19 protein-coding genes and 1 pseudogene are annotated in these 20,519 nt (G+C 68.3%); 10 read left to right on the forward strand and 10 right to left on the reverse strand.

The genetic code is table 11. From position 1 onward, the window contains the following. Window positions 1-14 precede the first annotated feature (14 nt). Window positions 15-1,313, forward strand: coding sequence for a mannose-6-phosphate isomerase, class I (gene manA, locus ABIB26_RS10975; RefSeq protein WP_354242570.1), 1,299 nt, complete (start codon window positions 15-17; stop codon window positions 1,311-1,313). Between the two features lie 4 nt (window positions 1,314-1,317). After that, window positions 1,318-2,307, forward strand: a complete 990-nt coding sequence (locus tag ABIB26_RS10980; protein WP_354242573.1) for a lipid II:glycine glycyltransferase FemX — start codon at window positions 1,318-1,320, stop codon at window positions 2,305-2,307. A 356-nt stretch (window positions 2,308-2,663) separates the two neighbouring features. Here the strand turns inward: ABIB26_RS10980 and glpX are convergent, their stop codons facing one another. Next, window positions 2,664-3,686, reverse strand: coding sequence for a class II fructose-bisphosphatase (gene glpX, locus ABIB26_RS10985; protein WP_354242874.1), 1,023 nt, complete (start codon window positions 3,684-3,686; stop codon window positions 2,664-2,666). A 221-nt stretch (window positions 3,687-3,907) separates the two neighbouring features. On the opposite strand from glpX, the gene ABIB26_RS10990 reads away from it, so the two are divergent. The 3 genes from ABIB26_RS10990 to ABIB26_RS11000 all read left to right on the forward strand — a co-directional run bounded on the left by ABIB26_RS10990 (window position 3,908) and on the right by ABIB26_RS11000 (window position 6,722). Next, window positions 3,908-4,588, forward strand: a complete 681-nt coding sequence (locus ABIB26_RS10990; RefSeq protein WP_354242877.1) for a DUF4245 domain-containing protein — start codon at window positions 3,908-3,910, stop codon at window positions 4,586-4,588. A gap of 9 nt (window positions 4,589-4,597) precedes the next feature. Further along, window positions 4,598-5,212, forward strand: a complete 615-nt coding sequence (locus ABIB26_RS10995) for a carbonic anhydrase (protein WP_354242576.1) — start codon at window positions 4,598-4,600, stop codon at window positions 5,210-5,212. A 73-nt stretch (window positions 5,213-5,285) separates the two neighbouring features. Further along, window positions 5,286-6,722, forward strand: coding sequence for a class II fumarate hydratase (locus ABIB26_RS11000; RefSeq protein ID WP_354242579.1), 1,437 nt, complete (start codon window positions 5,286-5,288; stop codon window positions 6,720-6,722). 129 nt (window positions 6,723-6,851) lie between these two features. On the opposite strand, the gene ABIB26_RS11005 is transcribed toward ABIB26_RS11000, so the two are convergent. Then, a complete protein-coding gene (locus ABIB26_RS11005) occupies window positions 6,852-7,505 on the reverse strand; it encodes a vWA domain-containing protein (RefSeq protein ID WP_354242582.1) in 654 nt (217 codons plus the stop codon). Between the two features lie 184 nt (window positions 7,506-7,689). Here ABIB26_RS11005 and ABIB26_RS11010 point away from each other — a divergent pair, with 184 nt between their 5' ends. Continuing rightward, window positions 7,690-8,361 (forward strand): TetR/AcrR family transcriptional regulator, encoded by a 672-nt coding sequence (locus ABIB26_RS11010; RefSeq protein WP_354242585.1) that lies wholly within the window; start codon window positions 7,690-7,692, stop codon window positions 8,359-8,361. Further along, window positions 8,358-10,049: an MDR family MFS transporter gene (locus ABIB26_RS11015; RefSeq protein ID WP_354242588.1), complete on the forward strand. Its 1,692-nt coding sequence runs from the start codon at window positions 8,358-8,360 to the stop codon at window positions 10,047-10,049. Before ABIB26_RS11010 ends, ABIB26_RS11015 begins: the two co-directional genes overlap by 4 nt. A gap of 129 nt (window positions 10,050-10,178) precedes the next feature. Here the strand turns inward: ABIB26_RS11015 and ABIB26_RS11020 are convergent. The 3 genes and pseudogenes from ABIB26_RS11020 to ABIB26_RS11030 all read right to left on the reverse strand — a co-directional run. Further along, a pseudogene (locus ABIB26_RS11020) lies at window positions 10,179-10,631 on the reverse strand (NUDIX hydrolase); the annotation flags it as partial. A 52-nt stretch (window positions 10,632-10,683) separates the two neighbouring features. Continuing rightward, window positions 10,684-10,953: an META domain-containing protein gene (locus ABIB26_RS11025; protein ID WP_354242591.1), complete on the reverse strand. Its 270-nt coding sequence runs from the start codon at window positions 10,951-10,953 to the stop codon at window positions 10,684-10,686. A 482-nt stretch (window positions 10,954-11,435) separates the two neighbouring features. After that, entirely contained in the window at window positions 11,436-12,023 is a 588-nt protein-coding gene (locus ABIB26_RS11030) for a prepilin peptidase (RefSeq protein WP_354242594.1), read from the reverse strand. Window positions 12,024-12,082: 59 nt separating this feature from the next. On the opposite strand from ABIB26_RS11030, the gene ABIB26_RS11035 reads away from it, so the two are divergent. After that, a complete protein-coding gene (locus tag ABIB26_RS11035; RefSeq protein ID WP_354242597.1) occupies window positions 12,083-12,919 on the forward strand; it encodes a hypothetical protein in 837 nt (278 codons plus the stop codon). A gap of 35 nt (window positions 12,920-12,954) precedes the next feature. Beyond that, window positions 12,955-13,605, forward strand: a complete 651-nt coding sequence (locus tag ABIB26_RS11040; protein ID WP_354242600.1) for a GNAT family N-acetyltransferase — start codon at window positions 12,955-12,957, stop codon at window positions 13,603-13,605. A 276-nt stretch (window positions 13,606-13,881) separates the two neighbouring features. Here ABIB26_RS11040 and phoH2 read toward each other — a convergent pair whose 3' ends face one another. Next, complete coding sequence (gene phoH2, locus ABIB26_RS11045; RefSeq protein WP_354242602.1) at window positions 13,882-15,324, reverse strand: RNA 5'-3' helicase PhoH2; 1,443 nt, start codon at window positions 15,322-15,324, stop codon at window positions 13,882-13,884. A 230-nt stretch (window positions 15,325-15,554) separates the two neighbouring features. Next, the gene (locus ABIB26_RS11050; protein ID WP_354242880.1) at window positions 15,555-16,316 is read right to left on the reverse strand and encodes an isoprenyl transferase; all 762 of its coding nucleotides are present in this window, start codon (window positions 16,314-16,316) and stop codon (window positions 15,555-15,557) included. A gap of 151 nt (window positions 16,317-16,467) precedes the next feature. Here ABIB26_RS11050 and trhA point away from each other — a divergent pair, with 151 nt between their 5' ends. After that, window positions 16,468-17,187: a PAQR family membrane homeostasis protein TrhA gene (trhA, locus tag ABIB26_RS11055; protein ID WP_354242605.1), complete on the forward strand. Its 720-nt coding sequence runs from the start codon at window positions 16,468-16,470 to the stop codon at window positions 17,185-17,187. A 34-nt stretch (window positions 17,188-17,221) separates the two neighbouring features. On the opposite strand, the gene ABIB26_RS11060 is transcribed toward trhA, so the two are convergent. Genes ABIB26_RS11060 through ABIB26_RS11070 form a run of 3 tightly spaced genes read right to left on the reverse strand, consistent with a single transcriptional unit; the run spans window position 17,222 to window position 20,440 of the window. Further along, the gene (locus ABIB26_RS11060) at window positions 17,222-17,899 is read right to left on the reverse strand and encodes an HAD family hydrolase (protein ID WP_354242607.1); all 678 of its coding nucleotides are present in this window, start codon (window positions 17,897-17,899) and stop codon (window positions 17,222-17,224) included. Continuing rightward, window positions 17,896-20,109, reverse strand: coding sequence for a thioredoxin domain-containing protein (locus tag ABIB26_RS11065; RefSeq protein ID WP_354242610.1), 2,214 nt, complete (start codon window positions 20,107-20,109; stop codon window positions 17,896-17,898). Before ABIB26_RS11065 ends, ABIB26_RS11060 begins: the two co-directional genes overlap by 4 nt. Then, window positions 20,087-20,440 (reverse strand): hypothetical protein, encoded by a 354-nt coding sequence (locus ABIB26_RS11070; protein ID WP_354242612.1) that lies wholly within the window; start codon window positions 20,438-20,440, stop codon window positions 20,087-20,089. Before ABIB26_RS11070 ends, ABIB26_RS11065 begins: the two co-directional genes overlap by 23 nt. Between the last annotated feature and the right edge of the window lie 79 nt (window positions 20,441-20,519).

The raw sequence follows: 20,519 nt of genomic DNA on the forward strand, positions 1-20,519 counted from the left end.
ATAGGGACCAGGCAGTGTACGAACTCGAGAACGTCCTCCGGCCCTACGCCTGGGGTTCCACCACGGCGATTGCGAAACTGCTCGGCAGGCCGGCGTCCGGCGGGGCCGAGGCCGAGCTGTGGGTCGGCGCGCACCCGGACTCCCCGTCCGTGGCGCTGTCGTACGCCGCGTCCGGCTCCGGCTCCGGCGGAGCGCACGCCGCGGGGGCTGACGACGACGGACGCCGGCCCCTGGACGAGCTGATCGCGGAGGACCCGGAGCATCACCTGGGCGGCGAAAGCATCGCCGAGTTCGGCCCCCGGCTGCCGTTCCTGCTCAAGGTCCTCGCCGCGGACAGGCCGCTCTCCCTGCAGGTGCATCCCACGCTTGACCAGGCCCGGGAAGGCTTTGCCCGGGAGGAGGCCGCCGGCGTCGATCACTCCGCCGCCGGGCGCAACTACAAGGACGACAACCACAAGCCGGAAATGATCGTGGCGCTGACGGATTTCGAGGCACTGTGCGGCTTCCGTCCGGCGGTGGAATCCCGCGGCGTCTTCCTGCACCTGGCGGCGTGCTTTGACCTGGCGGGGCTCGAGCTTCCGCCGCTGGTTCCGCAGCTGCTGGACGACCTGGCCCAACCCGACGAACAGGCTGCCCTGCGTGCCGCCTTCGAACGGCTGATCGCCGGCGGCGAGGACGTCGCCGGTGCGACGGCCGCCGTCGTCGCCGCCCTGGTCTCGGGCGCCCCTACGGCCTCCTACCAGGCGGAGCTCTCGACCGTCGTCGAGCTCAACAACGAATATCCGGGCGACCCGGGCGTGCTGATCTCGCTGCTGCTGAACCGGATTTCGCTGGCGCCGGGTGAGGCCGTGTACCTGCCCGCCGGCAATGTGCACTCGTACCTCCGCGGCCTCGGGATCGAGGTCATGGCGTCCTCGGATAATGTGCTCCGCGGCGGGCTGACGCCCAAGTTCGTGGACGTGCCCGAACTTCTCAAAACTGTCGCGTTCGAGGCCGTCGGCGTGCCGATGCTCGGCACCGAGACCACGATGCTGGGCCAGGAGCTCTTCCGGCCGCCGTTCCGGGAATTCCAGCTGCAGCGGGTGGAGCTGGAGCCCGGCGGCGAGCCGGTGCCGCTGGCGCAGTCCGGAGCCGCCGTGATCATCGTCGTCGCGGGCGCCGTCCTCCTTGACTCCCCCAAGGGCGAGCTGCGCCTGGGCCGCGGCGCGAGCGCGTTCCTGCCCGCCGCCGAGGCGCCGGTCAACGTGCACGCCGTCTCCGGCGCCACCGAGGCAGCCCTGGCCTTTGCCGTCACCACCGCACTGAAAGCCTGACACCGTGGACTATTTCCTGCAGAGCCCCCCGTGGGCCGAGTTCCAACGCGCGCTGGGCCGGACCGTCCATGAAAAGTCCGGGCCGGGCTGGAGCTTCCTCGCGGTCGAGGAGAAGAACCCGGCCGGGAAGCTGCTGTACGCTCCCTATGGCCCGGTGGCCGCTACGCTGGAGGCGTTCGACGCCGCGCTGGCGGCCCTGACGGATCTGGCGCGCAGCTGCGGGGCAGTGTTTGTCCGGATCGAGCCGGTGGGTGCCGGCCTGCCAGCGCCCGGCGCCGCCGCCGTGCTGCGCGGCCGCGGCCTGCAGCCGGCGCCGGCCAACCAGCAGCCGGAGCTCAGCTGGATTGTGGACCTGGAGCGCGACTTCAAGGACGTGCTGGCGGACATGAAGCCGGTGAACCGCAACCTGTACCGGAACATCCACAAGAAGGGCGTGACGTTCCGCTCCAGCCAGGATCCGGCCGATATCCCGGTGCTGCTGGAGTTCCTGCATATGACCGCGGTACGCAACGGTTTCAAGCCCCAGAGCGATGAGTACCTGACCCAGGTGGCCCGCTCCCTGATGCCGGCCGGGGCCGCGACGCTCTTCATTGCCGACCTGGAAGGCATGCCGATCGCCGCCGCACTGGCCTACGATTCGGCGGACACCCGCACCTACGCGCACGCCGCGCTGGATGACACGCACCGAAAGCTCAGCGCGGGCATTCCGCTGCTGGTGACCCTGATCGCCGATGCCAAGGACCAGGGCCTGAAGCACGTCGACCTCTGGGGCGTGGCCCCCGAAGACCAGCCGGACCACAAGTGGGCCGGCTTCACGGCGTTCAAGAAGTCCTTCGGCGGACGCGAGGTGGCCTATCCCGGCACCTGGGATCTGCCCGTGCGGAAGCTGCGCTACGGCGCGTACCAACTGGCCCGCCGGGGCGCCCAGGCGGCGAAGACGCTCCCCGCCAAGCTCAGAACGTTGAAGAGCAAGCTCAAAGCCACCCGGCGCTGACGTTCCGCCTGGAGCACCCTCCAGCCACGGGACATGTCCCGCGCCAGGGCGGGCGAGTGGGCAGATTGCCCATATGCGCATTCCCGGGCGCGGCCACTGGACATGTCCCACGCCGGGGCGCTGACGTAACGGCTGGACCGCCCTCCAGCCACTGGACATGTCCCATGCCAGGGCGGGCGAGTGGGCAGATTGCCCATATGCGCATTCCCGGACGCGACCACTGGACATGTCCCACCCCGCCATGCACCGTAGCTCACCCCGCGAGGAACCGGAGCCAGACGCAGCGGATCCCGGGCGCGGAATGCGTCCCGGGATCCGGTGATGCTGGGGTGCTGCGGACGCAGGTCCGCGGCGGCCTAGTTCTTGCGAGCGTAGCCTTCCCACTTGCTGGCCTGGTGCTCGCCGTCCACGAACCGGATGGTGCCGGACTTCGAGCGCATCACGATGGACTGCGTGAGGACCTTGTCCTTGGAGTAGCGCACGCCCCTGAGGAGGTCACCGTCGGTGATGCCGGTGGCCGCGAAGTAGCAGTTGTCGCTGGAGACGAGGTCGTTGGTGGACAGCACGCGGTCCAGGTCGTGGCCGGCGTCGATGGCCTTCTGCTTCTCTTCATCGCTCGTGGGCCACAGGCGGCCCTGGATCACACCGCCGAGGGACTTGATGGCGCAGGCCGAGACGATGCCTTCCGGCGTGCCGCCGATACCCATCAGGGCATCGACGCCGGTACCGGCGCGGGCGGCAGCGATGGCACCGGCCACGTCGCCGTCCATGATGAACTTCGTGCGGGCACCGGCTTCGCGGATTTCCTCCACGAGCCCACGGTGGCGGTCCCGGTCCAGGATCATCACGTTGAGCTGGTTGACCTTGACGCCCTTGGCCTTGGCGATGAGGTGCAGGTTCTGCTTGACCGGCAGGCGCAGGTCCACCATGTCGGCCGCTTCCGGGCCGGTCACGAGCTTCTCCATATAGAAGACCGCGGAGGGGTCGAACATGGAACCGCGTTCCGCGACGGCCAGGACGGCGAGGGCGTTGTTGATGCCGAGGGCAGCGAGGCGGGTTCCGTCGATGGGGTCGACGGCGACGTCGCACTCGGGGCCGGTGCCGTCACCGACGATCTCGCCGTTGAACAGCATCGGGGCTTCGTCCTTCTCGCCTTCACCGATGACCACCACGCCGTTGAAGTGGACCGTCTGAAGGAAGGAACGCATGGCGTCGACGGCGGCGCCGTCGGCCTTGTTCTTGTCGCCGAAACCCACCCAGTGGCCGCCGGCGATGGCCGCGGCCTCGGTGACGCGGACCAGTTCCAGTGCAAGGTTGCGGTCAGGCTCGTCGATCCCGACGGCGAGAGACGGGGAAAGCGTGGAGTACTTCTGGGTCATTGGCGGTGGTGTCACGTGAACCTCTTCTTCGAGTGGCGATCATTGAACCCGGACGGCCAGTTTTGATCCGTCGCGGTGATTCGTCTGTTACTGATCATAGCCGCGCCGGGAATGATACGTCCCGGCATGACCACGCCGCGAAACACCTCACTCTGCCCCGGCCCGGTACTCCCGAATGTGAGATCGGCTCCGGGATGGGCGACTATAGAGGGGTGAGTGAAATGCAGGATACGTCCCCCGCAGGCCCAGTGACCCCCTCCGGCGGAGCCGCGCAGGGAGCCCCGGGCGAGGCCGGCCAGCCGCCCGCCAAGCCCGTCATCGCCCCCGGGGCGGCGAAACGCGCGAACGCCTCGGTGATCGGCATGTTCATTGCGCTGGCGCTGAGCATCGCCGTGTTCCTGCCCATCGTCCTCCTGAACCCGTCGCCGAAGAGTGACGGCTACCGGCCGGACATCGATGTCAGCACCATTGCGAAGAATGCCGCAGGTGTGGCGGGATTCACACCCGCGGCCCCCTCCACGGGCGACGCATTCCATCCGAACTACGCCCGGTGGCAGTCCGGCACGGGCACCGGTGTCGCCACCTGGGAGGTCGGCTACCTCACGCCCAAGCAGTCCTTCATCGGCCTGGTGCAGACCCGGCAGTCCAATCCCACGTGGTTGCTGCAGCAGGTGAAGAACGCGCCGGTGACCGGGACCAGGAACGCGGGCGGACGCGACTGGGAACTCCGGGACACCGGCAAGGGCGAAAAGTCCATGGTGCTCGTCCACCGCGGCACCACCGTCATCCTGAGCGGCCCGGCGCAACTCGACGAGTTCACGGTGCTGGCCGCCGCCGTCGTGACGTCACTGGACAACAATCCCGAAGCAACAGTTTCACCCTCCGCCGCTCCAGCACCGTAAGGTAATGCCGTGGCCACTTACCTGACTCCCGCCCTTGCCTGGCAGCGCCTCCGTGAAGGCAACCAGCGTTTTGTCGCCGGCACAGCCTCCCACCCCAACCAGGATGCCTCACGCCGATCCTCCCTCGTGGAGAACCAGCACCCCTTCGCCGTGATTTTCGGGTGCTCCGATTCCCGGCTCGCCGCCGAAATCATCTTCGACCTCGGCCTCGGGGACGCGTTCGTTGTCCGCACGGCCGGCCACGTGATCGACGACGCCGTGCTGGGCTCGCTGGAATACAGCATCAGCGAACTGGACGTGCCGCTGATCGTGGTCCTGGGCCACGACAACTGCGGTGCCGTCACCGCCACGAAGGCGGCCGTTGAAACAGGCCAGATGCCCGTCGGCTTCATCCGCAGCCTGGTCGAGCGGATCACCCCGTCCGTGCTGACCTCACTGCGTAACAATCAAAACGACATTCACGACATGGTGATCGAGAACGTCAAGCAGAGCTCGCAGCGGGTGGTGGACAGTTCGCGTGTGATTTCGGGCGCAATCGACGGCGGCCGCGCCGCCGTGGTCGGGGTCGCCTACAGCCTGGCTGACGGCCGGGCCGACCTCGTCTCCAGCATCGGCCGGCTCTAGTCGCCTGCCGGCCGCCTTCGGAATGCCGGTTCACGGTTTTCGATGGGGCGCCCCCTCCCAATAAGCTAGCCCCATGACTTCCACTGAAGAATTGAACACTGAAGAGTTCCGCATTGAACACGACACGATGGGCGAAGTCCGCGTCCCCGTCAACGCGCTGTACCGCGCCCAGACGCAGCGTGCAGTCGAAAACTTCCCCATCTCCGGCAAGACCCTGGAGCGCGCCCACATCGAGGCCCTCGCCCGGGTCAAGAAGGCTGCCGCCCAGGCCAACGCAGAACTGGGAGTGCTCGACGGCGAGCTGGCCCAGGCGATTGCCGACGCTGCGGACGAGGTTGCCGCCGGCAAATACGACGGCGACTTCCCCATCGATGTCTTCCAGACGGGCTCCGGCACCTCCTCCAACATGAACACCAACGAGGTCCTCGCCGAGCTTGCCACCCGGGCCCTCAAGGCCGCAGGCAGCGGCAAGGTGGTCCACCCGAACGACCACGTCAACGCCTCCCAGTCCTCCAACGACGTGTTCCCCACCTCGGTGCACGTGGCCGCGACCTCCGCCCTGATCAACCACCTGATCCCGGCGCTCGACTACCTGGCGAAGTCGCTGGAACGCAAGGCCGTCGAGTTCAAGGACGTCGTGAAGTCCGGCCGCACGCACCTGATGGACGCCACCCCGGTCACCCTGGGCCAGGAGTTCGGCGGCTACGCAGCGCAGGTTCGCTACGGCATCGAACGCATCAACGCCTCCCTCCCCCGGGTGGCCGAAGTTCCCCTCGGCGGCACGGCCGTCGGCACCGGCATCAACACCCCGGCCGGCTTCCCGGAGCGCGTGATCGAACTCCTCGCCGCAGACACGGGCCTGCCCCTGACCGAGGCCCGCGACCACTTCGAGGCCCAGGCCAACCGTGACGGCCTGATCGAGGCCTCGAGCCAGCTGCGCAACATCGCGATCTCCTTCATGAAGATCAACAACGACCTGCGCTGGATGGGTTCCGGCCCCAACACCGGCCTCGGCGAAATCGCGATCCCGGACCTGCAGCCGGGATCCTCGATCATGCCCGGCAAGGTCAACCCGGTTATCTGCGAAGCCTCCATCATGGTGTGCGCCCAGGTCATCGGCAACGACACCGCCATCGCCTGGTCCGGCACCAACGGCGCGTTCGAACTGAACGTCGGCATCCCCGTGATGGCCGCCAACCTGCTCGAGTCCGTGCGCCTGCTGGCCAACACCAGCCGCGTCATGGCCGACAAGATGATCGACGGCATCACCGCGAACGTGGAACGCGCCCGCTTCCTGGCCGAGGCCTCCCCGTCCATCGTCACCCCGCTGAACAAGTTCATCGGCTACGAAAACGCCGCCAAGATCGCCAAGAAGGCCGTGGCCGAGGGCCTGACCATCCGCGAAACCGTGGTGGCCATGGGCTTCCTGGAGCGCGGCGAACTGACCGAGGAGCAGCTGGACACCGCCCTGGACGTCATGTCCATGACGCGTCCCCCGCACAAGGCCTAGTGACCGCGGGGGACGCCCGCACTCCGTAAGAACGTCCGACGTCGGCCGGCAGCTTTCCTTGAAGGTTGCCGGCCGACGCCGTTCGTGGCCGCCGGACCCGGCCGTCGGACCCGGCCAGGGCGCGCCTCCTTAGATCCCGGGCGGATCTCCCCCGGCTGCCTGCCGCTCCTCCGCCGTGTACGCCGCTGCCGCGGCAGCATCCGCCATGCTGGCGCCGCCGATCCGGGCCTCCCGCAGCCGGCGGGTCTTGGCCGACTGGACCGAGAAGGCCGCATCCACGTTCCCCGCGGCATACGTCAAAGCGTCCTCTGCCCGGATTCCGAGACCGCGGGCCGTCAGCACGGCGTCCTGGTTTGCGCCCAGGTAGGTGAACTGCCACCCCCACTGGCCCTGCTGACGTTCGACCAGCGACTTGACCATGGCGCCGGTGGCCTCCCGCGACGAGTTCTCCTGGCCATCAGTCAGGACGGCCACGAGAACCGTGCCGGGGCGCTGGTCCTCCGGCAGGGCGGCCAACTCCGCGCCGGCCTCCCCGATCAGCCGGACCATGGCATCGTGCAGGGCAGTGCTGCCGCGCGGCTGCAGGTCCAGGGGAGGCACATCCTGGATGTCCACTGCGGCGTAGACCCGCTCGTAGCTGTCGTCGAACTGTGCAAGGGAGAGCCGGCAGCGGCCGGCCACGGACTGCTGCTCACGGACGAAGGCCGCGAATCCGCCCACCGTGTCGTCGGCGATGGCACTCATGGACCCCGATCGGTCCAGGAGGACGTAAACGTGTGTCAAAGCAGAGTCTGTCATGCTTCCCCATTTCCGGCCCGGACGCCCGGGCCAACTGTTCCAACTGGGCCAACTTTGCCAGCGGATGGCTGGACACGAACAGACTACGGCCGGGCACCGACACTATAGGGCCCGCAGGATCACTTTCCCCGCTTTGCACTTTTGTCGCTTCAGTGCAAAAATACACTTTGTGACCCACAGTGCAAATATCGAGGGCGGCCTCCGCGAGCGCAAGCGCGCCGCGACGCGTGCGGCCATCACCGCCGTCGCGCGGTCCCTGACGGCCCAGGGCGGCCTCAACGGCTACACCGTGGAGGAAGTCTGCGAACGGTCCGGCATCTCCCGCCGCACCTTCTTCAACTACTTCCCTTCCAAGGAAGACGCCATCATAGGGCACGTCGATGACGAACTCCCGGCCGAAATTTTCGAGGACTTCATCCGGGGCGGCGCGGGTTCCCCGAGCGGGGAGATTTCCTCCACCCTGTTCCGGGATCTGGTGGCACTGACGCTCCGCATGTCCGAACGGATGAGCTCCTCGGAGGAAGAGACCCGCCAGCTGATCGGCGTCATCCAGAAGGAACCCCAGTTGATGCTGCGGATCATCGGCGCTTCCGAAGCACGCGAGGCCGAATTCTCCCGGATGCTCTCGGCCCGGGAGGGCGTCCCGCCTGACCACCCCGTGGTGCGCATGGCGGTGGTCCTCCTGGGCACCATCGCCCGCAAGACCAGCGCAGCTTACTTCTCCGAAGGCAACACGCGCCCGTACAAGGAGATGCTGCTCGAGAACGTCGGAGCCGCACGCACCCTCTTTTCCCTGCCCTTTGATCTCTCCCCCTCAACTTCCCCCGAAGGACCGCAATGAGCACCGCCGTCAGCCCCAAACCGGCAGCCGAACCGCTGCTACTGACCCAGAAACGCATCTGGATCATTTTCTCCGCCCTCATCGCCGGCATGCTGCTCTCCAGCCTGGACCAGACGATCGTCTCCACTGCCATGCCCACCATCGTCGGGAAACTCGGCGGAGTCGAGCACCAGGCCTGGATCACCACCGCCTACCTGCTGGCCACCACCATCGTGATGCCCATCTACGGCAAGTTCGGTGACATCCTGGGCCGCCGCAACCTGTTTCTCGTCGCCATCGCGCTGTTCACCCTGGCTTCGCTCGGCTGCGCCTTCGCCACCGATTTCTGGGGCTTCGTGATCTTCCGCGCCATCCAGGGCCTGGGCGGCGGCGGGCTCATGATCCTCTCGCAGGCCATCATTGCCGACATCGTTCCGGCCAAGGACCGCGGCAAATACATGGGCCCGCTGGGCGCGATCTTCGGTCTCTCTGCAGTTGCCGGCCCCCTGCTGGGCGGCTACTTCGTGGACCACCTGACCTGGGAATGGGCCTTCTACATCAACATCCCCATCGGCGTCGCGGCGTTCGCCATCGCCTGGTTCACCCTCACGCTGCCAAACAAGAAGGCCGAGAAACGCATCGACGTCCTCGGCGTGCTGCTGCTCTCCGCAGCCACCACCTGCCTGATCTTCTTCACCGACTTCGGCGGCAAGAAGGACGAAGGCTGGGATTCGCCGCTGACCTGGGCCTTCGGCGCCGGCATGGTGCTGGCCGCCGTCGCCTTCGTGCTGGTGGAGCGCAGGGCCGAGGATCCGATCATCCCGCTGAGCCTGTTCAAGAACCGGATCTTCGTGAACTCCACGGCGATCGGCTTCACACTGGGCCTCGGCATGTTCGCCGCGATCGCCTTTGTCCCGACCTTCCTGCAGATGTCCTCCGGCACATCCGCCGCGGAGTCCGGTCTGCTGATGCTGCCCATGATGGCGGGACTGATGGGCATGGCCATCTTTTCCGGTATCCGCATTTCCAAGACCGGCAAGTACCGGCTGTTCCCGATCCTCGGGGCTGCCCTCACCATCGCGGCGATGCTTTGGCTGACCACGCTTACCGCGGCGACCCCCCTCTGGGTCATCTGTATTCAGCTGCTGGTGTTCGGCGCCGGTCTCGGTTCGATCATGCAGGTGATCGTCCTGGTGGTGCAGAATTCCGTGCCGGCCGAGCAGATCGGCACGGCCACCAGCACCAACAACTACTTCCGCGAAGTCGGCGCCTCCCTCGGCGTCGCGGTCTTCGGATCCATCTTCACCGCCCGGCTGTCCGAGTCCCTGGCCAAGGCGTTCACGGGCGCCGGCGCCTCCGCCGAGCAGGCCTCCCAGTCCAGCCGGACGCTGGACCCGCAGGCCCTCAGCCAGCTCCCGGCCCAGCTCAAGGATGCCATCGTCAATGCCTACGCGGATTCGCTGGCGCCCGTGTTCTGGTACCTGCTGCCCTTCCTCGCGATCGCATTGGTCCTGGCACTGACCCTCAAGCAGATCCCGCTGTCGGACACCGCCGGAATGGTGGCCCGCGGCGAGGCAGTGGGGGGCGAAGAGGCCGAGCGGCTGGAAGCCGAACGCCACGCCCACCAGGACCGCGCGGCTGCCGAGGACGCTGAGGCTTCGGCTTCGGCTTCCGCGGACGACGCCGGGCTCCCGCGCCCGCGCGGCTAAGCTCCGGCGCTGAGCCGACAGACCCAGCGCCACCCCACACAGGGACGCCGCACCGTAGGTGGGTGCGGCGTCCCTGTGTCGGTCCACGGCCTGTTTATTCGGCGGAAACGCATCATGGCAGGAACGGGCGGCACCATCGGGTTCCATCGCCCGCCGGACCGACTCGAGGTGACCGGGCGTCAGCTCCAGGAACTCCTCGGGCCGGAACCAGCCGACGGCCAGGGATTCGTCGTCGCTGACCCGCGCCTCGCCCGAAACATAGCGGCACCGGAACACCAGGGTCAGGAAATGGCAGACGTCGCCGTTCGGATAGCTGACGGGACCCGCCGCATCGACCGACACGAGCCGTTCAGCGTCCGCCACCACGCCGGTCTCCTCCAGGATCTCGCGCAGCAGACCCGGGGAAGGCTCCTCTCCCGGTTCCAGGATTCCGGTGATGAGTCCCCACTGCCCGTTGTCGGCCCGCTGGCCGAGCAGGACCCGCCCGTCGTCGTCGAACACCACTCCCCGGACGGCCGGAAGCCAGAGCATCTCGTGGCCGATCTTTTCGCGGAGCCTGCGGATGAAGTCGGGGGTCGCCATGCCGCCAGCCTAACCGCCGGAAGCGCTGCCGCGAGGCCGCGCGGCACGGAAACTACAGCTGGGTGTTTGGGCCGGCATCCTCGAATTCCACTGTCCCATGGCTGTTATGCAGAACGAGTGAGCGTCCGTCCACCTCCCAGGCGACGGGCAGCCCAAAAAGCTGCGTGGTCCAGGCCTCGTAGCCGCCTTCGGGACCGAGGCACGCCATGGCTGTCGAGATGATCCGGCCCGGGATCAACTGACCGGCCCGCACGTCCACCTCCACGCCCAGATGGTTGCATGGGGTCTTGACTCCAATCGTCCACGTTCCGTTGACGAACACACTCGAAACTTCCAGCGGCTGCGTCCTCAGCCAGCCAAGCTCACCCGAACCGTCCCGCCCACCGACTGAGCGGTAGGTTCTGCAACCCAACGGGCCGCCCTCGCAATAGGGGGCCTGCGGAGCGGGAGCGGATGACGCTGAGACCGCCGGAGACCTGGAGCCCGGCGTCGAGTCCGGAGCGGAGGCACCGGACGTAGCACCCGGAACCGCTGATTTGGAGCCTCCCGCGCGCATGGGTCCCGGCGGGCCGGGAGCCGGAGCCCCCGGCAACCCTCCGCAGCCGCCAAGGGCGGCCACCAGCCACAAAAGGATCAGCACCTGGCGCAGCTTGCCGCGTTGCGCCGTGGTGCGCCCCCGTGATCCTGCCATGGCCCCCCCGTCGAATGGTGTCCGATTGCGGCCACCCGCAGTGTTGAGCCCAGTCTGCGCTGTGGCTCCCGGGCTGCACAAGGAAGTCATCGGGGAGGGAGTTGGCCGAGGCCTCAGGCGGCGGGCAGCAGCACCATGGCTGCGGCCGTGCCGGCCAGCATGAACGGCCCGAACGGGATGCTCGATTTCAGGGTGCCGCGCCGCAACGCCAACAGGCCCAGGCTCCACAATCCCCCCAAAAGGAACGCGGCAATGGTGCCGGCGAAGACATGAGGCCAACCGAGGAAGCCCAGATACATCCCCAGGACGCCGGCAAGCTTGACGTCGCCAAAACCCATGCCCGGCGGGTAGAGGGCCCGCAACAGGAAATAGAACAGCCACAACACCGCTCCCCCGGCGACAACGCGCAGCCCCGGCACGCCGAACAGCCCGGCCGCGCCGTCCGGCGTGAGGTCCGACGTGAGGTCCGAGGCGACATCCGTTGCCGGCACGCCCAGGAAAGCCGTGCTGGCCGCCGCGCCGAGCAGGAGGACACCGGCCACAGCATAGGACGGAAATACGATCCGGTTCGGCAGCAGGTGGTGCCGGATGTCGATCACGGCGAGCCGCACGGCCATCAGCGCAAAGTAGGCGCAGGCGGCCGCCACCAGCCAGAAGGCCAGCGGGGCCGCTTGGGCGAGGTTCCCGAGCAGTTGGATCACCCTCGGATGCTACGGGATTTTGCGGCAGCCGTGGCCGGGCCCGCGCGTAAACTGTGGATATGGCCGCATGGGACAGCAGGATCCGGCCCGGGCCCCGCACGCCCGGAGGGCCGGCGGAGCAGGCCGCCTTCCGAAACCTGTGCCGTTCCTCGCCCTGGAAGTGGCAGTCGCTGCGGTTCGAGTACCTGGACCGGCCGCTGCCCGGTTCCGACGCGGAGACGTCCGACGCCGAGCCGTCCGGCGAGGCCGCTGGCGGCGCTCCCGACCTGGTCCGCGCGTGGCTGCGGCGTCCCGGAGCCCTGCGGCTCGAAACCGCCGACGGTCTTGTCCTCCACAGCACCACGGGCATCAATGATTCCCGCGACGTGTTCTACGTCAGTTCCACGCGGAAATCATGGCTGCTGCCGCCGCAACTCGTCACCCCGGTCTACGACGACGGCGGCCTGGTCCGGCGCCGCCCCGAAGCGGCCTACGGCGAGCCTTGCTTCGGCAACGGCCGGTTCGGCGCCGCACTGGACCCTGTTGAGCTGGCTGGCAACGCCCCGGTCCCCCTTGAATTCCCCAACTCCAACGCCGTGGAACTGGGCGCCATCACCGACGTGGACCATGAGGGCCGTCCCGCACTTGAAACCACAGTCACGCCCAATGCCGGTTACCGCCCGGCGGACCCGGACGCGCCGCTCTGCCGGCCGGGACGCACCCTGGTAAGGCTCGACGCCGGCACCGGCGTTTGCGTCGCGAGCCGCTGGCTTGAGGATGACTCGGACGGCTATGGCCACTGGATGCGGATCCTGGCCGTAGATGAGTACATGCTGGATGATCTGTTCCTCGCCGAATCCATGAATCTCACCGACGTCCGCCGCCACATCAGCTGGGACGTGTCGCCGGGCGTGTGACTGGCAGCCGCAGCCCCGCGCGTTAGGCTTCCGGGATGACTGAACTCGCCCCCTACTGGCCGCCCTTCGGCCTCACCCTGACCACACCCCGCCTGGAGCTCCGGCCCATCCGCGACGAGGATATCCCGGCCGCGGTACAGGCGGCGCTGGGCGGCATCCACGAAGCGGGCCGCAGCCCCTTCAGCAACCCCTGGACCGAAACCCCCGCCGAGGAGCTCGGCCCCAACATGGCGCAGTGGTACTGGCGCTGCCGCGGAAACATGACGCCGCAGGCATGGACCCTCCTGCTGGGGATCTGGCACGACGGCGAATTCGTCGGCTGCCAGGACGTCGCGGCCAAGGACTTCGCCACCCTGAAGACGGTCACCACCGGCTCCTGGCTCCGCCAAAGCGCCCAAGGCCAGGGACTCGGCAAGGAGATGCGCGCCGCCGTCGCCCAGTACGCCTTCGACCACCTCGGCGCAGAGGTCGCGGAATCCGAGGCCGCAGCCTGGAACCAGCAGTCCCTCGGCGTCTCCCGTTCCCTCGGCTACGAACTCAACGGCGTCACCCGCGCCACCTGGGGCGGCAAGGCGCAAGACGTCCAGAAAGTCCGCCTCACCCCAGCCACCTTCAAACGCCCCGACTGGCAGCTGCAGGTAGAGGGCCACGAAGCAACAGCGAAATACCTGGGGATCCAGCAATAACCCGAAGCGGTGCTGCGGCGTCCCGCCGTCGCTTAGACACCTCCCGCCGCGCGGCTACGGTCGCGGGGCGACCTTCGCCACGCTCTGGTCGGCGATGCGCTCCTTAGCGGGGCACCGCAGCCCCGCGAAGGTGAGCCGCTCACCCGCGGGGACACGGTCTTTCGCGAAGGAGCGCATCGCGGCGCATCGGATCCCGGAGGTCGCCCAGCGACCGCAGCGGGTCCCATGCGCCGTGTCTAAGCGACGGCGAAAGGGCCGTGTCCCGGCGATGGACGCCTAGATCTCAGCCCCTTCGAGGAGTTCGGTGACCAGGGCCGCGATCGGCGAGCGCTCCGAGCGGGTCAGGGTGATGTGGCCGAAGAGCGGGTGTCCCTTGAGCGTCTCGACGACGGCGGCCACGCCGTCGTGCCGCCCCACCCGCAGGTTGTCACGCTGGGCGACGTCGTGGGTCAGGACGATCTTCGAGTTCTGGCCGATCCGGCTCATCACCGTGAGGAGCACGTTCTTCTCCAGGGACTGCGCCTCGTCCACGATCACAAAGGCGTCATTCAGCGAACGCCCCCGGATGTGGGTCAGCGGCATGACCTCAAGCATGCCGCGGTCCATGACCTCCTCCATGACTTCCTGGCTGACCAGTGCGCCGAGGGTATCGAAGACCGCCTGCGCCCACGGGTTCATCTTCTCCGCCTCGGAGCCGGGCAGGTAGCCCAGCTCCTGGCCTCCCACCGCGTAGAGCGGCCGGAAGACGATCACCTTGCGGTGTTCCCGGCGTTCCAGGACGGCTTCCAGGCCGGCGCACAGGGCGAGCGCGGACTTGCCGGTGCCCGCACGCCCGCCGAGGGAGACGATGCCCACGGTAGCGTCCATCAGCAGGTCGATCGCGAGCCGCTGTTCGGCGGAACGACCGTGCAGTCCGAAGACGTCGCGGTCACCCTTGACCAGCCGGACCTGCTTGTCGGCTCCCACCCGGCCCAGGGCCGATCCCCGGTTGGAATGCAGCACCAGGCCGGTGTTCGCCGGCATCTCGGCCGCTTCCGGGATGAAGACCGGCTCGTGGCCGTACAGCGTGGAGATTTCCTCCTCGCTGGCGTCGATCTCGGCAACCCCGGTCCAGCCCGAGTCCTTGACGAGCTCGTTGCGGTATTCGTCGGCCAGCAGCCCCATGGCAGAGGCCTTGACGCGCATCGGCAGGTCCTTGGACACCACCGTTACGTCCCGGCCCTCGTTGGCGAGGTTCTTGGCGACGGCGAGGATCCGGCTGTCGTTGTCCCCGCCGCGGAACCCGGCAGGAAGCACCTCGGCGGAGATGTGGTTCAGCTCCACCATGAGGGTTCCGCTGTCGTGGCCGAGCGGGATGGGCCGGTCCAGTCCGCCGTGCTCCACCCGCAGCTCATCGAGGAGCCGGAGCGCCTTGCGGGCGAAGTAGCCGAGTTCGGGATCGTGCCGCTTGCCTTCGAGCTCGGTGATGACGACGATCGGCAAAATAACTTCGTGCTCGGCGAAGCGCAGGATAGCCCGCGGGTCCGAAAGCAGCACGGAGGTGTCGATCACGTAGCTCCGGGCCCGGGCTCCGCTTGCTGTTTCTTCCCCGGAAACAGCAAGACCGGCCGCAGCGTCAGAATCTGCTGCACCGGTCTTTGTGGTGGCTCGCTTGGCGCGAGAGGTAGCTTTCTCTCCCTGGTCGGAAATGACGTCGGGCAGTTGCTCAGAATTAGCCACATCGACTCCAGCCCCGGGCGTGCCCGGATTTGTTATTGGTGAGGCGGCTCGGCCCGGAGGCCGGACGGGCCTCCCCTACATCCGGTGCGAATATCCGCTCCACGTGTTGGCCTCCCCGATCAGCCGGCGGTTTGCCTGCTGATGGGATTAACGTACGTCCCGAACGCGGCATTCCCGCGCCTATTCTTCGGCGATTCCTGTTGCCGTCAGATGAACTCGGGGTAAACGCCTCAGGTGCCGTAACGGCGCTGCCTGCCGGCGTAGTCGCGCAGGGCACGGAGGAAGTCCACCTTCCGGAACGCGGGCCAGAGGGCTTCGCAGAAATAGAACTCGCTGTACGCGCTTTGCCACATGAGGAACCCGGAAAGCCGCTGCTCCCCCGAGGTGCGGATCACGAGGTCCGGATCAGGCTGGCCACGGGTGTACAGGAACCGCGAGATATCGTCCACGGTGAGCTCGTCGGCGAGTTTCCCGATGTCCGCGCCCCGGGCTACGGCGTCGTGCAGCAGCTCACGGACGGCGTCGACGATCTCGCGCCGTCCGCCGTAGCCGACGGCGACATTGACGTGGATCTTCTCGCGCACGGGAGTGCGGGCGGTGAGGTTGTTGAGCCGCTCGGCGAGATAGTCCGGCAGCAGCTCCGGGGCGCCCATGGCGTGGACCGAAATGTCGGCGTCGTCGTCGAGCCGGTCCAGAGTGTTGGCGATGATGCCCATCAGCAGGTCGAGTTCCTCGCCCGAGCGGCTCATGTTGTCGGTGGAGAGCATGTAGAGCGTGACCACCTTGACGCCGAGCTCCTGGCACCAGCCGAGGAACTCGTGGATCTTGTCGGCCCCGGCCTGGTGCCCCTGGCTTGTCGGGGCGTTGAACTGGCGGGCCCACCGCCGGTTGCCGTCCACCATCACGCCGATGTGTTTGGGGATCCGCCCCGGGTCAAGGGACCGCTGGAGCCTGCGTTCGTAGAAGCCATAGAGGAGCCCGGGCAGTTCCATCCGGAGATTCACCTGGCTTCCTTGTACGACTTCAGTGCACATCCTAGGCTACCTGCCGGAGTGCGGTGGCGGGTGCAGGGCAGTCGCGACGTTGCGTCGAAGAAGGTGTTACTGATCAGTAACTTACTCGGCCGTAGGATATTATGGCGGGATGGAAAGCAACAGTCCTGAGCCCCTGCCGGAGCGCCCGGCGGAACGTGGAACCCCGGTGGACGACGCCGCGGTGCGGCTTGCCGAGCTGCTGATGATCAAGCCCAAATGGCGCGGCTGGATCCACACTGTGACGGCCCCGCTGGCGCTGGCAGCCGGCCTCGTGCTGGTGATCCTGGCCCCGACGCCGGACCTGAAGATCGCCTCCGCCGTCTATGCCTTCACCGGGGTCCTGCTGTTCGGCATCAGCGCCACCTACCACCGCGGGAACTGGTCCCCGCGCGTTAAGATCGTGCTGAAGCGGCTGGACCATACGAACATCATGCTGGTGATCGCCGGCAGCTACACACCGCTGGCGTGGGCCCTGCTGGAGCGGCCCAAGGCCGAACTGCTGCTGTGGGTGATCTGGTCCGGAGCCATCCTCGGCGTGCTGTTCCGGCTGCTGTGGACCCACGCCCCGCGCTGGCTCTACGTGCCGATCTACATCGCCCTGGGCTGCGGCTCCCTGTTCTACCTGCCGGACTTCTTCGCCGCCAACGTGGCTTCAGCCGTGCTGATCTGCGTCGGCGGCGCCCTCTACATCACCGGGGCGGTCTTCTACACCCTGAAGAAGCCGAACTTCAGCTACAAGCACTTCGGCTTCCACGAACTCTTCCATGCCCTCACGGTTTTCGCCTTCGCCGCGCACTACATCGCGATTGCCATCGCGGTCCTGAGCTGAGCCCGGGCCTGGGCGGTTCCCTCACGAGGCCGACTCAGGCGGGACGTCCCGCGGCAACCAGCTCCGGCAACTGCCGCATATCGTGGAATACCGTGGTGCCGGGGCCGGCCAGCCGCTCTGCCGGGGTCACGCCGCCGGCGTAGGCCAGGACATGCATCCCGGCCGCCCGGGCCGCCTGGACCCCGTAGGCGCTGTCCTCGACGACGACGCAACGCTCCGGGGGTGTTCCCAGCCGGTCGGCGGCATGCAGGAAGAGATCCGGCGCCGGTTTGCCGCGGGCCACTTCCGTGGCACTGAAAATCCTGCCGTCGAAGCGGTGCAGCAGGCCGGTCTGCCCGAGGGTCCGCCGCATCTTCGCGTGGCTGCCGCTTGAGGCGACGCAGTGCGGCAGCAGGAGCTCATCCAGCGCCGCCACGACGCCGTCGACTGCCACGAGATCGCGGTCAAACGCCGTCCGGTACCACGGCTCGTACTTCCGGTCCCAGCCGTCGGCCAGTTCGATCCCGAGGTGCTCTTCGACCTCGGCTATGAAGCTGGCTTCACTCCTGCCGACGAAGCGTTCCACGATCTCCTCCAGCCCAAGCTCCCAGCCGAGGTCCGCGAGCACCCGCTGGTCCACAGGGACGGCGATCACCTCCGAGTCCACCAGGACGCCGTCGCAGTCGAAGACCACGAGCTCGAAGTACTTCCGGGGAGGGATCAAGGAAGTCATCCCACCATGGTAGCGAGGCGTTCCCGGACAGCGTCGGCAGAACCGACGGGCAGTTCGCAGACCATGCCGCGGCAAAGGAACACCTGCGGCGAGCCGTCCGGAGCGGGCCCCCGGCCGAGCAACAGCGGCACGGCCGGGGTGGCGTCCGGCTTGGTGGCGTCCTGGACGGCAATCACGAGTCCGGGACTCGGGGAGAGCAGCAGCTCCCGGTGCAGTGCCGCCCGCTCCGGCGTATCCGGGCCGGTGACCGCGGCCTCCACCGGACCGGCGAGGGCTGCCTGGGCCGTCGCCAGCAGCCAGCCGGCGGCCCGGGGCGCCCGGACCGCCAGCGGCGGCAGCAGACCGAGGATCTTGCCGGCCAGTGCCCGGTGTTCGCTGGAGCCGGACAGGGCGGAGTGTGAGAGGAGGGCACCGGCGAAGGCGGCCGCGCCGCTGGGGGCGGCGTTGTCGAAGGGATCCAGCGCTGCCCTGCGGCCCTGGGCGTTGAACACCTGTTCCGACTCTCCTGCCGTGTCCTGCAGGGCGCCTTCCGCGACGAACCGGCCGCAGGCAGCAGCCAGGATGTCCTCGGCCAGCCGGTACCAGCGCGTCCGGCCGGTGACGGAGTGGAGGGCAAGCAGTCCCTCGGCGCAGAAGGCATAGTCCTCCAGGAGGCCACCGATGCCCCGGGCGGCGCCGTCATGCGAGACCCGCACCAGGCTGCCCGGTGTCCCGCCGGCGCCCGCGCTCCAGTGCACCCGTTCGAGGTAGGCCGCAATCTGTTCCGCGGCCGCCACCAGCGCGGGCCGTTCCAGCACGGCGCCGGCTTCGGCAAGCGCCGCGACGGCCAGCCCGTTCCAGCCCGCTACGACCTTGTCGTCCCGGGCCGGTTGCGGCCGGCGTGAACGCGCGGCGAGCAGTGCCGGCCGCACCCGCTGCCAGAGCACGGCGTCCTCCGCACTGAACTCCCGCGCGGGGTGCAGCGGGGATTCCCCAGCGGTCACTGTGCCGCGGGCGTTCACATTCATCAGCCGGGCGACGGCGGCGCCGTCGCCCGGTCCCAGCAGCCCGGCCAGTTCCGCGGGGGTCCACAGATAGCTGGCGCCCTCGGCGTGCACTCCGTCCACCACGGTGTCGGCGTCGAGGGAGGAGGCCAGGGCGTCCGGAAGTACGCCGGCATCAGCCGTTGCCGTCAGACCCAGCGACGCGAGGAGCCAGTCGGCGGTACGGCCGGCCACGTCGGCGGCTTCCGCGGCCGGGTACCCCGCCGCGCCGCCGAGCCGCACCCAGTGGACGTAGAGGCGCAGCAGCTGGGCATTGTCGTAGAGCATTTTCTCGAAGTGCGGGACGGACCAGTCGCGCGTCACGGAGTAACGGGCGAAGCCGCCGTCGAGCTGGTCGAACAAGGCCGAACGGGACATCGCGGCCAGGGCGCGGCCCGCCATCTCCCGGGCCGCGTCGGCTGTTCCGGATCCCGCGGCGTCCGACGGCGCGGCGTACGGCGGCACGGCGGCGTGCCGGATCAGGAATTCCAGGACCGGCGACGGCGGGAACTTCGGCGCGGTGCCGAAGCCGCCGTGGGACGGGTCTTCCGAGGCCGCCAGTGACTCCACGGCCTCGGATAGCAGGGCTGCGCCGATCGGTTCGGGCGGTCGGTCCAGCCGCACCGCGGAGCCGGGCTGCGAGGCCGCGAGGCCGCGGGCCAGGGTGTCGGCATTCCGTACCAGCGCGTCGCGGCGCTCCTGCCAGGCATCGACCACCGCCTCGAGGACCTGGCGGAAGGACGGCCTGCCCGGCAGCGGCCGGGGCGGAAAATAGGTGCCGGCGTGGAAGGCGCGGCCGTCGGGCAGGAGGAAGACGGACATCGGCCAGCCGCCTTCACCGGTGATGGCCTGGGTGGCGGCCATAAAGACCGCGTCGACGTCGGGCCGCTCTTCCCGGTCCACCTTCACGGCCACGAAGTTGGCGTTCAGGAAGTCCGCGGTGGCCTGGTCCTCAAACGATTCGTGCGCCATGACATGGCACCAGTGGCAGGCGGCGTACCCGATGGAGAGGAACACCGGGACGTCGCGGGCCGCGGCGAAGGCAAAGGCTTCGTCGCCGAACGGGCGCCAGTGGACCGGGTTGCCGGCATGCTGCCGGAGATAGGCAGAGGGCTCTGCCCCCAGGGCATTGGCAGCCTCGGGGAAGCTCCGCGGTGTTCCGCCGTTAGCGGTTTCCGGGTCCCGCATCGCCGTTGACTTCCGGGCGGGTGCCGGCAGCTCCGGAAGAACCGTGGTCCGGGAACAGGCCCCCGGCAAGGGGGGACGCCGGGGCGTCACCATTGTTCAACGCCGCTTCTGCGGCGGCCGCGCGGTCTTCCTCCACCTGCGCACGGTAGCGTACCCGGCGGACGCGCCGCACCATGTCCACAATCAGCAGCGCGGTCAGCACCACGATGAACGCGGTCAGCAGGAAGCCCAGCAGGCCGGGCGTCACCTGGTCCTCGGACAGTCCCGGGCGCAGCGACGGCGAAGGGGCGGGCGCCGGTGATGTTGCCAGGGCGATGAGCAAGGAATGCACGGTGAGAACCTTCTGTGGGGACTGATGCTGTGGGGGCTGACGGCGGCCCCGACGCCGGGGCCGCTCCTGCGGGACTACT

Origin of the sequence: Arthrobacter sp. UYEF20 (assembly GCF_040546335.1) — a bacterium.
GTDB lineage: Bacteria > Actinomycetota > Actinomycetes > Actinomycetales > Micrococcaceae > Arthrobacter.